General features: G+C 68.5%; 13 protein-coding genes and 1 tRNA gene. 9 read left to right on the top strand and 5 right to left on the bottom strand.

Going from position 1 to position 12301, the window contains the following annotated elements:
* Positions 1-79 precede the first annotated feature (79 nt).
* Both BLT45_RS17385 and BLT45_RS18640 read right to left on the bottom strand, forming a co-directional pair.
* Positions 80-150 (bottom strand) — tRNA-Ser (locus tag BLT45_RS17385).
* Between the two features lie 430 nt (positions 151-580).
* On the bottom strand, positions 581-703 hold the full coding sequence (locus BLT45_RS18640; protein ID WP_256385852.1) for a hypothetical protein: 123 nt from the start codon (positions 701-703) through the stop codon (positions 581-583).
* 219 nt (positions 704-922) lie between these two features.
* On the opposite strand from BLT45_RS18640, the gene BLT45_RS17380 reads away from it, so the two are divergent.
* The 4 genes from BLT45_RS17380 (at position 923) to BLT45_RS17365 (ending at position 3907) form a co-directional block, all read left to right on the top strand.
* A complete protein-coding gene (locus BLT45_RS17380; RefSeq protein WP_093304341.1) occupies positions 923-1936 on the top strand; it encodes a class I SAM-dependent methyltransferase in 1014 nt (337 codons plus the stop codon).
* Between the two features lie 4 nt (positions 1937-1940).
* Positions 1941-2648 (top strand): pseudouridine synthase, encoded by a 708-nt coding sequence (locus tag BLT45_RS17375; RefSeq protein ID WP_093303887.1) that lies wholly within the window; start codon positions 1941-1943, stop codon positions 2646-2648.
* Entirely contained in the window at positions 2645-3334 is a 690-nt protein-coding gene (locus tag BLT45_RS17370) for an HAD family hydrolase (protein ID WP_175455898.1), read from the top strand. The genes BLT45_RS17375 and BLT45_RS17370 overlap by 4 nt, the downstream gene beginning before the upstream one ends.
* Positions 3335-3454: 120 nt before the next feature.
* Entirely contained in the window at positions 3455-3907 is a 453-nt protein-coding gene (locus BLT45_RS17365; RefSeq protein ID WP_093303883.1) for an REP-associated tyrosine transposase, read from the top strand.
* A gap of 79 nt (positions 3908-3986) precedes the next feature.
* On the opposite strand, the gene BLT45_RS17360 is transcribed toward BLT45_RS17365, so the two are convergent.
* Entirely contained in the window at positions 3987-4550 is a 564-nt protein-coding gene (locus BLT45_RS17360) for a DUF1415 domain-containing protein (RefSeq protein ID WP_093303879.1), read from the bottom strand.
* Positions 4543-5025 (bottom strand): YajQ family cyclic di-GMP-binding protein, encoded by a 483-nt coding sequence (locus tag BLT45_RS17355; RefSeq protein ID WP_093303876.1) that lies wholly within the window; start codon positions 5023-5025, stop codon positions 4543-4545. The genes BLT45_RS17360 and BLT45_RS17355 overlap by 8 nt, the downstream gene beginning before the upstream one ends.
* Positions 5026-5104: 79 nt before the next feature.
* Between BLT45_RS17355 and BLT45_RS17350 the strand changes: the two genes are divergently transcribed.
* Positions 5105-5989: a DMT family transporter gene (locus BLT45_RS17350; protein ID WP_254771944.1), complete on the top strand. Its 885-nt coding sequence runs from the start codon at positions 5105-5107 to the stop codon at positions 5987-5989.
* A 30-nt stretch (positions 5990-6019) separates the two neighbouring features.
* The gene (locus tag BLT45_RS17345; protein WP_093303873.1) at positions 6020-6577 is read left to right on the top strand and encodes a CcdC protein domain-containing protein; all 558 of its coding nucleotides are present in this window, start codon (positions 6020-6022) and stop codon (positions 6575-6577) included.
* Between the two features lie 58 nt (positions 6578-6635).
* Here BLT45_RS17345 and BLT45_RS17340 read toward each other — a convergent pair whose 3' ends face one another.
* Complete coding sequence (locus tag BLT45_RS17340; protein WP_093303870.1) at positions 6636-7277, bottom strand: OmpW/AlkL family protein; 642 nt, start codon at positions 7275-7277, stop codon at positions 6636-6638.
* 271 nt (positions 7278-7548) lie between these two features.
* Here BLT45_RS17340 and BLT45_RS17335 point away from each other — a divergent pair, with 271 nt between their 5' ends.
* From BLT45_RS17335 to pgmB, 3 genes are all read left to right on the top strand, one after another.
* On the top strand, positions 7549-7998 hold the full coding sequence (locus BLT45_RS17335; RefSeq protein ID WP_093303866.1) for a DUF1801 domain-containing protein: 450 nt from the start codon (positions 7549-7551) through the stop codon (positions 7996-7998).
* A 5-nt stretch (positions 7999-8003) separates the two neighbouring features.
* Positions 8004-9038: a LacI family DNA-binding transcriptional regulator gene (locus tag BLT45_RS17330; protein WP_343123880.1), complete on the top strand. Its 1035-nt coding sequence runs from the start codon at positions 8004-8006 to the stop codon at positions 9036-9038.
* A 240-nt stretch (positions 9039-9278) separates the two neighbouring features.
* Positions 9279-12293: a beta-phosphoglucomutase gene (pgmB, locus tag BLT45_RS17325; RefSeq protein ID WP_093303861.1), complete on the top strand. Its 3015-nt coding sequence runs from the start codon at positions 9279-9281 to the stop codon at positions 12291-12293.
* Positions 12294-12301: the final 8 nt, after the last annotated feature.

Here is a 12301-nt window from a genome sequence, read left to right as displayed (position 1 = left end):
ATGGTGCTTGGAGCGGGATTCGAACCCGCGACACTCGGATTAGAAGTCCGATGCTCTACCCATCTGAGCTATCCATTGCTGGCGGGCCGGAATCGAACCGGCGACTTCGGGCAGCGCCCGCTGCTCTATCCAACTCGAGCTAACGCCATTGTGGAACGCCGTCTCCCACGCTTCGGCATACGCCACGGCAACGCCGCGCGCACCGGACGGGACACAAGCCCGCACCGCTGTAGCGTGTTCGATCGATGCTCCCCATTGCCGGCTGTCGCCAACCGGCAATCCGTTCGGGCGCCATGCGCCCTGGTCGATGTTCTTCCCACATGCAGCCCGCGTCAGGGCATCACGACGCAGCGCACATGCGCCGGTCGCAGCCGCGCCCCTACCTCGGGGCGCGCGGACGCGCTACCCGGATGCCCCAGGGCGGAAAAGAATTTCCGTGGTGGAAAGAAACGAACCTGTTTGATGCATGCGCATCCTCCGCGAACGCCGAAAACAAAACGCCCCCGGGTGTTGCGACCCGAGGGCGTTCGCGTTCCTCGGGAGATCGGGGTGGCCGATCTCCCAGGGAGTCAGCCGGATGTCAGAAGTCCAGGTGCCGTGCGCGTTCGATATCGCGCAGGTCGCCGCCGTTCGCACGCAGCACCAGGCCGCAGCGCGAGAGCTGCAGGGCGGGCTTGCTGTCGAAGGAATAGGCGGGCTTCATGGGAAGAATTCGATTGATGAAAAAACGGCCACTGGGCCGACGGGCGCGCACAATACGCCGCTTGATTGCGAAGCGCAACACTTTTTTCATTTTATTTTCGATGCCCGACCGACGGCAGTGGAAGTGACCGTCAGTGGCTGCCGCTAGAATGATGCGCATCCTCCCTTCGTACTTCGCGCCGTGGCTTCCAAGTTTTCCGATCCCGCACTCGATGCGTTGATGCTGCCCTTCGCGCAGGGGCTGCTCGCCTGGCCGCAGGGGCCGGTGTTGTTCCTGCGCGCGCGCGATGGCGCGGCACTGCGCCAGTTCCCGCTGTCGCAGCTGGTGTGCGAGCAGAGTTTCCGGCCCGATGCCGACCTGCTGGAGCGCGCCGGCCTGCGCGTCGTGGCCGATGCCGCGGTCGAGGGCATGCGCTATCCGCTGGTGCTGGTGTTGCCGCCCCGCCAGCGCGAGGAAGCACGCGCATTGCTGGCTCGCGCGGTGCAGCTCGCGGCGCCCGGCGGCATCGTCGTCGCCGCGATGACGAACAACGAAGGCGCAAAGTCGGGTGAAGCCGACCTCAAGCAGCTCACCGGCCTGGCCGGCACGCTGACCAAGTTCCATTGCCGCACGTTCTGGACGCGCCCGCTCGAGGGCAACGGCGACGGCGCCCTGCTCACGCAGTGGGCATCGCTGGATGCGCCGCGCCGCATCGAAGGCGGACGCTACCTCAGCCGTCCCGGCGTCTTCGCCTGGAATCGCGTCGATCCCGCTTCGGCCCTGCTGGTCGAGAGCCTGCCGACCGACATCGCCGGGCACGGCGCCGACCTGGGCGCGGGATGGGGCTTCCTGTCGCTGTCGCTGCTGGCGCGCAATCCCGGCATCGCCGCGCTCGACCTGTACGAAGCCGAGGCGCGCGCGCTGGCGCTGGCGAAGCAGAATCTTGCCGACGTCGCATCGCCTGTCGCGCTCGATTACCAGTGGCACGACGTGACCGCCGGGTTGCCGAAACGCTACGATTTCATCGTCAGCAACCCGCCCTTCCACACGCAGAGCCGCGCGGACCGTCCCGACATCGGCCAGCGTTTCATCGCCGCGGCCGCGGAAGCGCTGAAGCCGGGCGGCCGCCTGTGGCTGGTCGCCAATCGCCACCTGCCCTACGAGCAGACCTTCAACGAGCGCTTCGGCGAGGTGCGCGTGGCGGGCGAGCGCGATGGCTTCAAGGTCATCGCGGCGACCAAGGCACGGCGGTGAGCGCATGAAGATCGTCAAGCACATCGCCAACCTCGGCTACGGCAGCCGCAAGGACGTGCAGTGGATGTTCCGCGAAGGCCGCATCACCGACGCCGACGGCGAGGTGCTGTACGCCGACGACCCGGTCGACCATGACAACATCCGCGTGGATGGCGAACCGCTCGATCCCGCGCCCGGCCTCGCGATCCTGCTGCACAAGCCGGTCGGCTACACCTGTTCGACCAAGGACACCGGCCGCATCGTCTACGACCTGTTTCCTTCGCGTTTCCGCGAGCGTTCGCCGGTGCTGTCCACGGTGGGCCGGCTGGATCGCGAAACCAGCGGCCTGCTGCTGCTCACCGACGATGGCGGGCTGCTGCATCGGATCATCTCGCCGAAGGCGAACCTGCCCAAGGTCTACGACGCCACCCTGGCCCAGGACCTGCGCGGCGACGAAGGCGCGGTGTTCGCCAGCGGCACGCTGATGCTGGAGTCGGAGCAGACGCCGTTGGCACCCGCGGGATTGCAGGTCATCGATCCGCGCCATGCGCAACTCACGCTCACCGAGGGCCGCTACCACCAGGTGCGGCGCATGTTCGCCGCGGTCGGCAACCACGTCGAAGCGCTGCATCGCAGTCGCATCGGCGGACTGACGCTGGACGACCTGGCGCCCGGGCAGTGGCGCGTGCTCGGCGAGGACGATCTTCGCCAGCTGTTCGAGACGGCCGCGTGAGTCACGTGGGCCTGCCGTTTACGCCGGTCGCGGTGATCTTCGACATGGACGGCCTGATGCTCGACAGCGAGCGCGCGATCATCGGCTGCCTGGCCGAGGCTGCACGCGAGCGCGGGCACGATCTGCCCGAGCTGCTCTGGCTGTCGATGGTCGGTCACAGCGAAGCCGTGTGCCGCCACCTGCTGGACGAGGCAGTCGGTGAAGCGGAGCGTGAACATATCCTGCGACGCTCGCACGCGCTTTACGACGCGGTCGTCGCGGCCGGCGTGCCGCACCGGCCGGGCATCATCGAGATGCTGGATCTCCTGCAGGCGCGCGGCATTCCGCGGGCGGTGGCTACCTCGACGCGCCGTCCGCTGGCGCTGAAGAAGCTGGAGGCCGCGGGCCTGCTGCCGCGCTTCGATGCCATCTGCACCAGCAGCGACGTGGCGCACCCGAAGCCCGCGCCGGACGTCTATCTGTTGGCGGCGCGCTCGCTCGGCGTCGCTCCGGCGCGTTGCCTGGTACTGGAGGATTCGCCGACCGGCGTGCGCGCCGCGCTGGCGGCCGGCATGTATCCGATCCAGATCCCCGACCTGCTGGAGCCCGACGACGCGGTCCGCGCCTTGGGCCACACCATCCTGCCGTCGCTGCACGATGCGCGCGCGTTGCTGGAGCGACGGCTGGCTGCGTACCCGAATGCCTGATGTGGGAGCGACGTAAGTCGCGAGGCTGTCCCGTGAAACGCCGATACCCCGGCGAGCGGTTCTCCGATGGCGCTTTACGTTGTGCTTGCCATGCTCACCTTCTTCCACGGGAGGTGAGCGATGTCGGGCTATTCGGAACTGAGGAAAGGCCGCTCTTCCGAGGCGGGTCAGGCCTACATGGTGACCTTCACGACGGTGGATCGCCGACCGCTCTTCCTTGATCCGGAACGTGCCATGGATGCGTGCCGGGCGATGACCTCCTCGCGCCTGTGGTATCGCTCAAGGCTGTTGTGCTGGGTACTGATGCCGGACCATTGGCACGGCGTGATCGAGCTGGGTGCGCTGGATAGCCTGTCGACGACAGTGCAGCGATTGAAATCCAATAGTGGCCGTAGCATTCGCTTGCATCACCCCGAGTCCGGCCCCGTGTGGGACAAGGGATTCCACGATCACGCATTGCGCAGTGGACCATCGATCCTCGCGGCAGGACGCTACATCGTGGCCAATCCCTTGCGCGCCGGACTGGCGCGAAGCGTCGCCGACTATGCATGGTGGGACGCGGTCTGGCTCTGATCGCCGTTGTGCGAGGCCGTGGAAGGAAAAGCATCGCGACTCACGTCGCTCCCACACCGGGCTGCGCGGGTTGGCTCTGTCAGTCCGCGAACAGCTTCGTCCACCCCGCATGCCCCAGCGCATCCAGCGTCTTCACGTTGCGCTCGACGATGATGTCCGGATCCGGGAAGGCCTCCACCGCGCGGTCGATGCTCGCTTCGCGCAGCAGGTGCAGGGTGGGGTAGGGCGAACGGTTGGTGTAGTTGCTGATGTCGTCGGGCATGGTGCCGGCGAACTGGTAGTCGGGGTGGAAGCTGGCCACCTGGATGACGCCCTGCAGGTCCAGCGCCTCGACCGCGGCGTCGGCGTTGTCGAGAAAGTCGTTGTAGTCGAGGAAGTCCGTCAGCACGTCCGGGTGCACGATCAGCGTGGTGTCGACCTGCTCGGGATTGGTGTCGCGCAGCAACACCAGTTCCTCGGCCAGTTCCTCGAGCAGGGCCTCCGGGGTGCTGGCGTCGCTCAGCACGAGGCGCACCTGCTGCTTGACGTACACCGCCTTGGCGAACGGGCACAGGTTCAGGCCGATCACCGCGCGTTCCACCCAGCGACGCGTGGCGTCGATGGGGTCGCTTGCGTCGCCCGGAACGTCAGGCGTATCAGTCACGGAAGTTGTCGAACTGCAGCGGCAGCTCGAACTCCGTCTTCTTCAGCAGGGCGATGACGTCCTGCAGGTCGTCGCGCTTCTTGCCGGTGACGCGCAGCTTGTCGCCGTTGATCTGCGCTTCCACCTTCAGCTTGGCGTCCTTGATGGTCGAAACGATCTTCTTCGCCAGCTTCTGTTCGATGCCCTGCTGGACGGTGATCTTCTGGCGCGCGCCGGCGAGGTTGGTCTCCACGTCGCCGAAGTCCAGGCAGCGGGCATCGATCTGGCGGGCGATCAGGCGCGAGCGCAGGATGTCGGTCATCTGCTTGAGCTGGAAATCGCTGGGCGCGGACTGGGTGATCAGCTTCTCTTCCAACACGAATTTTGCGTCCACGCCCTTGAAGTCGAAGCGGGTGGAGAGTTCGCGGTTGGCCTGATCCACGGCGTTGGTGAGCTCGTGGACGTTGACTTCGGAAACGACGTCGAAGGAGGGCATGGGGGTTCTTCCTGGCGGTACGGCGCCAATTCTACCTTGCCGCCCTTCGCGGCTGCGTGCCGGGCGGGGATAATGGCGCATGGCCGCGCCCCGCCCCTCGCTCACCTCCGCCGTCCTGCTGATGCTGGCCGCGGTGCTGTTGTTCGCATTGATGGACGCGGGACTGAAGCTGCTTTCGTCGCAGTACCCGCCACTGCAGGTCGCGGCCCTGCGCGGACTGTCCTCGCTGCCGCTGGTCGCGATCTGGGTGCTGGCGACGGTGCCGGCACGTTCGCTGTTGCGCGTGCACTGGCCGCTGCACCTGCTGCGCGGCGTGCTGGGCATCGCGATGATGGCCGGGTTCGTCTACGGCCTGCGCACGATGCCGTTGTCGACGGCGTACGCCATCACCTTCGTCGCACCGCTGCTGGTGACCGCGATGGCCGGGCCGCTGTTGAAGGAGAAGGTCGGCGCCGGCCGCTGGGCCGCGATCGGCATCGGCCTGGTCGGCGTGCTGGTGATCCTGCGGCCGACCGGCGAGGGCATGCTGACCGGGGGTGGCCTGGCCATCCTCATCGCGGCGATCTGCTACGCGCTGGGCGCGGTCACCGTGCGCATGCTGGCGCAGCGCGACAGCACGCAGGCGCTGGTGTTCTGGTTCGTCGTCCTGCTCTCGCTCGGCGCGTGGCTGCTCGCGCTGCCCGCCTGGGTGCCGCTGCAGGCCGCGCACGGGTGGATCATCGCCGGCGTAGGCGTGTCGGGCTCGCTGGCGCAGGTGGCGCTGACCGAGGCCTTCCGTCGCGGCGAGGCCTCGCTGATCGCACCGCTCGAATACACGGCGCTGGTGTGGGGCGTGATCCTCGATGTCGCCCTGTGGTCGGTGCTGCCGGACGGCGTCACCTGGATCGGCGCCGGCATCATCGTCGCCAGCGGGCTGTACCTGCTGCGCCGCGAGAAGGTCCACGTGGAAGCCGAGCATCCCTGACACGCCCTGCATTTCGGGCATCATGCGGCCATGCCCATCGTGATCGCCCTGCTCATCCTGTTCCTGCTGCTTGCCCTGTGGGTCGTGGCGCTGCCCCTGACGCTGTGGCAGCGCTATCGCTACGGACGTGCGCGGCGAATGGCGCGCGACTGGTTGCTGGCACTCAATGCATGGAGCCTGCTGGTGTCGGTGGCGATCTTCGTCGCCGTCAGTGCGCTGGGCTTGTTCTGGTGGCCCGACAGCCTGGTCGGCGCGGGTATCGGCCTGGCGGCGGGCGCAGTGCTGGGCCTGTTCGGGCTGTGGCTCACGCGTTGGGAAGTCGCGCCGCAGGGCGTGTTCTACCAACCCAATGCATGGCTGTCGCTGCTGCTGGTGGCGATCGTGGCGGGCCGCATCGTGCTGGGGTTCGTGCAGATGGTGCAGTACTGGCAGGCCGGCGCGGTGGCGCCGACGCATGCGCTGTTGAGCGGCCATGGCAGCCTGCTCGCCGTGGCCGGCGTGCTGCTGGGCCACTACCTGGTCTACGCCTGGGGCGCGAAATGGCGCGTGGCGCGCCTGCGCCGCCTGCAGGGGCGAGGCGGCCGCTGACAGCAAAAGGCGGCGGGCCCGGAAGCCCGCCGCCGTATCGACGCGATGGAGCGATGGATCAGAAGCGCGCGCCGATACCCACACCCACGACCCACGGGTCGATCGTCAGTTCTTCACCGGTGCCCTGGCCGGCGACGCGCACGCCGGCGTCGCCCTTCAGGTAGCGGGCATCCGCGCGGGCGAACCAGGTCTGGTTGATGTTGAAGTCCACACCAGCGGTCGCGATGGCGCCCTTGGCGGTTTCGAGGCCCACGTGGGCATCGTCGGTGCCGATGCTCTCGTTGCTGAAGTTGGACTCGTAGTAGCCCAGGCCCACGAACGGACGCATCACCTTGTCCGGCGTGCCGAAGTGGTACTGGCCGCTCAGCGCGATCGGCTGCTGGTCGACGGTGCCGATCTTGCCGGCGCCATCCGCCTTCACGCGGTGGTTGAACTTGTCCGCCGCGCCCCACAGCTCGACGGCGATGTTGTCGGTCGCGTACCAGCTGGCGCTGATCACGGGCGCGACGTCGCCGTCGACCTTCAGGCCCGGTGCCGGGTCGCCGTCGGGCTTGAGGATGGCGGCGCCGCCGACCACGGCAAAACGCTTGCCGCTGGTCGAAGAGGACGACGCGGTGTCGGTCGAGGTGTCCTGGGCAAAGGCCGCCGGGACGGCCAGCAGCGAAGCAAGGGCGATCGTGAGGGTGCGGATCGAAGTCATGCGGGCATCTCCTGTTGTGTTCTTATCGCCCCGGTGCATCACGCGGAACACGTGCGGCATCGAAGGCGTGGGCACCGTAACCAGCGCGGGATGAACCTTGTCCGCCCCTCGACGTGAACCGAACGCAACGCGGGCGATATCCAGCGTGGGTTCATCGGCTTTTCACCGCGCGTCGACATCGACGCAGCGATGCGTCGGATCGACGCAGGCGCCGATGCCGCATGACGTGGCGGCACGGCTGCGCTAATGTCGCGCCGAACGGGAGGCGATCATGGCCAGCAGCAAGGCGAAGACGGTGGAGGAGTACCTCGCGGAGTTGCCGGAGGATCGCCGCGCGGTGATCGCATCGGTCCGCGCGCTGGTCAACCGGCACCTACCGGACGGCTACGTCGAGGCGATGAGCTGGGGCATGATCGCGTGGGAGGTGCCGCTGTCGCGCTATCCGACCACCTACAACAAGCAGCCCTTGCCGTACGTCGCATTGGCGGCGCAGAAGCAGTACTACGCGCTGTACCTGACCGTGTGCTACGCGAATTCCGCGCAGGACGTGGTGTTGCGCAACGCTTACGCGGACGCCGGCAGGAAGCTGGACATGGGCAAGAGCTGCCTGCGCTTCAAGTCCACGGACGACCTGTTGCCGGAGGTGATCGGCGGCGTGATCGCCTCGACGCCGGTGGACACGCTTATTGCACAATACGAAGCCAGCCGCGCACGGACGTGACCCGCATGCCCCCTGCCAAACGCAAGAGCCGCACCGGTCGCGCCACGGCGGCGCTGCCGTCGCCCGGCGACCACCTGACGATGGCGGATCTGGCGAAAGTGGCCGGCGTATCGGCGATCACCGTCTCGCGCGCGCTGCGCGACAGCCCGCTGGTGAATGCGGAAACGCGCGCCCGCGTGCGCGAGGTGGCGCAGCAGTATGGTTACGCGTTCAACGTCAGCGCGCGCAATCTCAAACTCCGCCGGAGCATGACGGTGGCGGTGGTGGTGGAGATGAAGCCCACCGTCGAACGGCAGATGTCCGGGCCCTATCCGCTCGACCTGCTGGGCGGCATCACCCAGGAACTCACCTCCACCGGTTACAGCGTGCTGCTGACCTCGCTGCAGGGCGGCTCGCTGCCGAACGTGCAGGCGGCCGATGGCGTGATCCTGCTCGGCCAGGGTGCGCACGAAGATGCGATGCACGCCGTACAGCGCTGGGGCCGCCCGATGGTGGTCTGGGGCGCCGTGAGCCGGCACGAATCGCAGGTGGTGGTGGGCAGCGACAACCGCCGTGGCGGTGCGCTGGCGGCCGAGCGGTTCATCGCGCTGGGGCGCAGCCGCCCCGCGTTCCTCGGCGATCCCGCGCACGGCGAGTTCGCCGAGCGCCTGGAGGGGTTCAGCACGGCCCTCGCGCGGCACGGCATCACGCCGATCGCGCCGACGGTCTCCAGCTTCACGGTCGGTGCCGGCGCCGATGCGGTGCATGCGCTGCTGCAGGCGCATCCGCAGGTCGATGCCCTGTTCGCGGCCAGCGACCTGCTGGCCATCGGCGCGATCCGGGCGCTGATCGAGCGCGGCCGGCGGGTGCCGGAGGATGTCTCGGTAATCGGCTACGACGATTCCCCGCTGGGCGCGACCTACGTGCCGCCGCTGACCTCGGTGCACCAGAACTTCATCGACGCCGGCGTCCTCCTGGCCCGCAAGGTGCGCGCCCTGATCGAAGGCGACGACGCGGTCTCCGAGACCCTGCCGACCCATCTGGTCGTCCGCACGACGTAAGCGCAGCGGGCTGCTGCATCGCAGCGTCCACCCGGTGGACATCCGGCCGCGCTTGCGTGCGCGAGAAGCTGGCTAACTGATTGAATGAAAAGGCCGAAGTCGCGAGCCGGCGGATGCGCTGCATACCCTGACGTCTCGCTAACCGGTGTTTTGACATCGATAACTTGACATCGATAACAACGACTCCTAGCGTGCCCCGGCCCGTGGCGTTCCCACGGCATGCAAGGGCTCAGCACGAGGATGTCGGTGGAACAGCAGCAGGCGAAAACAACAGGCGGGGGCGCGGAGCGGGACGACGGCCGGTCCGATCCGTGGCGGCTCACCCAGCGGGCCTTCGACCCCGCGCGTGCGGCGCGCGATGAAACCCTGTTCGCCCTCGCCAACGGCACGCTGGGCGTGCGCGGTGCGCTGGAGGAGGACGACAGCCCCAGCGACGGCACGTTCCTGTCGAGCGTGTTCGAACAGAATCCGATCCACTACCACGAGCGCTTCCCCGGCTTCACCCGCAGCACCGATACCCGCGTGCCGGTGGCCGAGGGCAAGCACATCCGCCTGCGCCTGGGCGATGCGCCGTTGCGCCTGCGAGACGCCGAGTGGCTCGACTTCGAGCGCACGCTCGATCTTGCCGCCGGTGCGCTGGACCGCCGCCTGCGCCTGAAGACCGCGCAGGGTCATACGCTGGAGATCCGCGCGCGGCGCGTGGTGCCGCTGGCCGAGCGCGCGCTGCTGGCGATCTGCTTCGAGGTGGCGTCCATCGATTACGCCGGCCCGCTGACGCTGGGGTCGTCGATCGAGACCGGGCGCCAGGCCGTTGAGCAGGGCGACGATCCCCGCATCGGCGTGCATGGCGGCAAGGACCTGCGGGTCGCCGACGAGCAGGCCGATGCCGAAGGTGCGCAGCTCACCCAGCGGACCCACCACAGCGGGGTCGCCCTGGTCTGCGCGCAGCGGCACCGGTTGTCGCCGGGCCTGGTGTTCGTCGGCGCGGAGGTGGGCCAGGGCCGGGTAGAGCAGCGCTTCAGCGCCACCCTGTCGCCAGGTGCGTCGGTGGTGATCGAGAAGTACGTGGCTTACGACGACGGCAACGGCCGCGCGCAGGACGGCGCGGGCGCGGTGCTGGCGCGCGCGCAGCGCGACGGCTTCGACCGCATCGCCGCGACGCAGGCCGATGCGATGCAGGGCTTCTGGCAGCGTGCCGGCCTGTCCGTCGACGGCGATCCCGCGGCCGAGTTGGCACTGCGCTTCAACCTGTTCCACCTGCTGCAATCGGCCGGCCGCGACGGCATCAACGGCACGGCGGCCAAGGGCATCACCGGCGAAGGCTACGAAGGGCACTGCTTCTGGGACACGGAAGCCTTCGTGTTGCCCGTCATGGCGTACACCGCGCCGGACGTGGCGCGGGCGATGCTGATGTACCGCTTCCGCACCCTCGACGGCGCACGCGACACCGCGCGCGCGATGAATCACCCGCGTGGCGCGCTGTACCCCTGGCGCACCATCGCCGGCCGCGAATGTTCCGCGCACTATCCCAGCGGCTCGGCGGCGTACCACATCAATGCCGCCATCGCCTACGGGATCGGGCTTTATCTCGACGCCAGCGATGATCTCGACTTCCTCAGCGAGGCTGGCGCCGAGATTCTTTTCGAGACCGCGCGCATCTGGCCGCAGGCCGGGCACTTCAATCCGCGGCTCGGCGGCGCGTTCTGCATCCACGAAGTGACCGGGCCCGACGAATACACCACGCTGGTCAACAACAACTGGTACACCAACCGGATGGCGCAGCGGCACCTGCAGCGCGCCATCGACGCGTGGCGCCGCCTGTCGGCGGACCGGCCGGACGCGCTGCGCGCGCTCGCGACGCGCATCGGGCTCGATGCCGCCGAGGTGGCGCTGTGGCAGCGGGCCGCCGATGCGATGCACCTGCCGGTCGACGATGCGCTGGGCATCCACCCGCAGGACGACGACTTCCTCGCCAAGCCGCGCTGGCCGTTCCCGCGTCGCGAAGGGCCGCACCGCCCGCTGCTGCTCGACTACCACCCGCTCACGCTGTACCGCCACCAGGTCTGCAAGCAGGCCGACGTGGCGATGGCGATGGTGCTGGCCGGCGACGGCGTGGACCTGGCGACGAAGCGGCGCGACTTCGATTACTACGACGCCGTCACCACCCACGATTCCACGCTGTCGGCGCCGGTGTACGGCATCCTCGCCAGCGAAGTCGGCCAGGACGGCAAGGCCTGGGACTACTTCGACGCGAGCCTGCGCGTGGACCTGGACGACCTGCACGGCAACACCGACCACGGCGTGCACATGGCGGCGATGGCCGGCAGCTGGCTGGGACTGGTGCAGGGCTTCGGCGGGCTGCGCGTGGTGCAAGGGCGGCTGGAGTTCGCACCGACGCTGCCGGCCGCCTGGCGCGGCTACGGCTTCAATCTGCGGTGGCGCGGTTGCGCCCTGCGCGTGGACGTCGATGCGCGCGGCGTGCGCTACCGGCTCGACGAAGGCGACGCGCTGGCCTTCGGCCACGTCGGCAGCGAGGTGGTGCTGAAGCCCGGCCTCGATGTGGTGCTGCCGCTGGCCGTGCCGTCGCCGCCCAAGCAGCCGTTCCCGCGCGCCTGTGAAGCACTGATCTTCGATCTCGACGGCGTACTGACCGATACCGCGCACACGCACTACCGCGCGTGGAAGCGCCTGGCCGACGAGATCGGCGTGCCGTTCGACCTGCAGGTCAACGAGCGCCTGAAGGGCGTAGACCGCATGGCGTCGCTGGAGATCATCCTCGAACGCGCCACGCGCACGTACTCGGCCGAGGAGAAGCGCGCGCTGGCGGGCACCAAGAACGGTTACTACGTGCAGGAGATCGCCAGCGTCGGGCCGCAGGATCTCTTCGATGGCGTGCGCGAGGTGCTGGACGCCGCGCGCGCCGCCGGCCTGAAGCTGGGCCTGGCCTCGGCCAGCCGCAATGCGCCGGCGTTGCTGGAGAAGCTCGGTATCGCCGGCTGCTTCGACTACATCGCCGACGCCGGCCGCATCGTCCGGGCCAAGCCCGATCCGGCCATCTTCCTCGACGTCGCCGCCGCTTTGGGCGTGCCGGCGCACCGCTGCATCGGCGTGGAAGACGCCGCGGCCGGCATCGAGGCCATCCATGCGGCGGGCATGGCCGCGATCGGCATCGGCGACGCGCGCGCGCTGCGCCACGCCGACGCCGTCATCCCGCACATCAACGCGTTCGACCTGAGGACATTCGTATCGCCCTGACCGCACGC

Origin of the sequence: Pseudoxanthomonas sp. CF385, from assembly GCF_900104255.1 — a bacterium.
Taxonomy (GTDB): Bacteria; Pseudomonadota; Gammaproteobacteria; order Xanthomonadales; family Xanthomonadaceae; genus Pseudoxanthomonas_A.
The sequence above is the reverse complement of the archived record's forward strand: the minus strand, read 5'-3'. Positions and strand labels throughout refer to the sequence as shown.

What these genes read in the sequence shown, in the direction of transcription:
- BLT45_RS18640 (WP_256385852.1), bottom strand. Translation starts at nt 703, where the DNA reads ATGAAGCCCGCCTATTCCTTCGACAGCAAGCCCGCCCTGCAGCTCTCG.
- BLT45_RS17380 (WP_093304341.1), top strand. Translation starts at nt 923, where the DNA reads ATGCTGCCCTTCGCGCAGGGGCTGCTCGCCTGGCCGCAGGGGCCGGTG.
- BLT45_RS17375 (WP_093303887.1), top strand. Translation starts at nt 1,941, where the DNA reads ATGAAGATCGTCAAGCACATCGCCAACCTCGGCTACGGCAGCCGCAAG.
- BLT45_RS17365 (WP_093303883.1), top strand. Translation starts at nt 3,455, where the DNA reads ATGTCGGGCTATTCGGAACTGAGGAAAGGCCGCTCTTCCGAGGCGGGT.
- BLT45_RS17355 (WP_093303876.1), bottom strand. Translation starts at nt 5,025, where the DNA reads ATGCCCTCCTTCGACGTCGTTTCCGAAGTCAACGTCCACGAGCTCACC.
- BLT45_RS17350 (WP_254771944.1), top strand. Translation starts at nt 5,105, where the DNA reads ATGGCCGCGCCCCGCCCCTCGCTCACCTCCGCCGTCCTGCTGATGCTG.
- BLT45_RS17345 (WP_093303873.1), top strand. Translation starts at nt 6,020, where the DNA reads ATGCCCATCGTGATCGCCCTGCTCATCCTGTTCCTGCTGCTTGCCCTG.
- BLT45_RS17340 (WP_093303870.1), bottom strand. Translation starts at nt 7,277, where the DNA reads ATGACTTCGATCCGCACCCTCACGATCGCCCTTGCTTCGCTGCTGGCC.
- BLT45_RS17335 (WP_093303866.1), top strand. Translation starts at nt 7,549, where the DNA reads ATGGCCAGCAGCAAGGCGAAGACGGTGGAGGAGTACCTCGCGGAGTTG.
- BLT45_RS17330 (WP_343123880.1), top strand. Translation starts at nt 8,004, where the DNA reads ATGCCCCCTGCCAAACGCAAGAGCCGCACCGGTCGCGCCACGGCGGCG.
- pgmB (WP_093303861.1), top strand. Translation starts at nt 9,279, where the DNA reads ATGTCGGTGGAACAGCAGCAGGCGAAAACAACAGGCGGGGGCGCGGAG.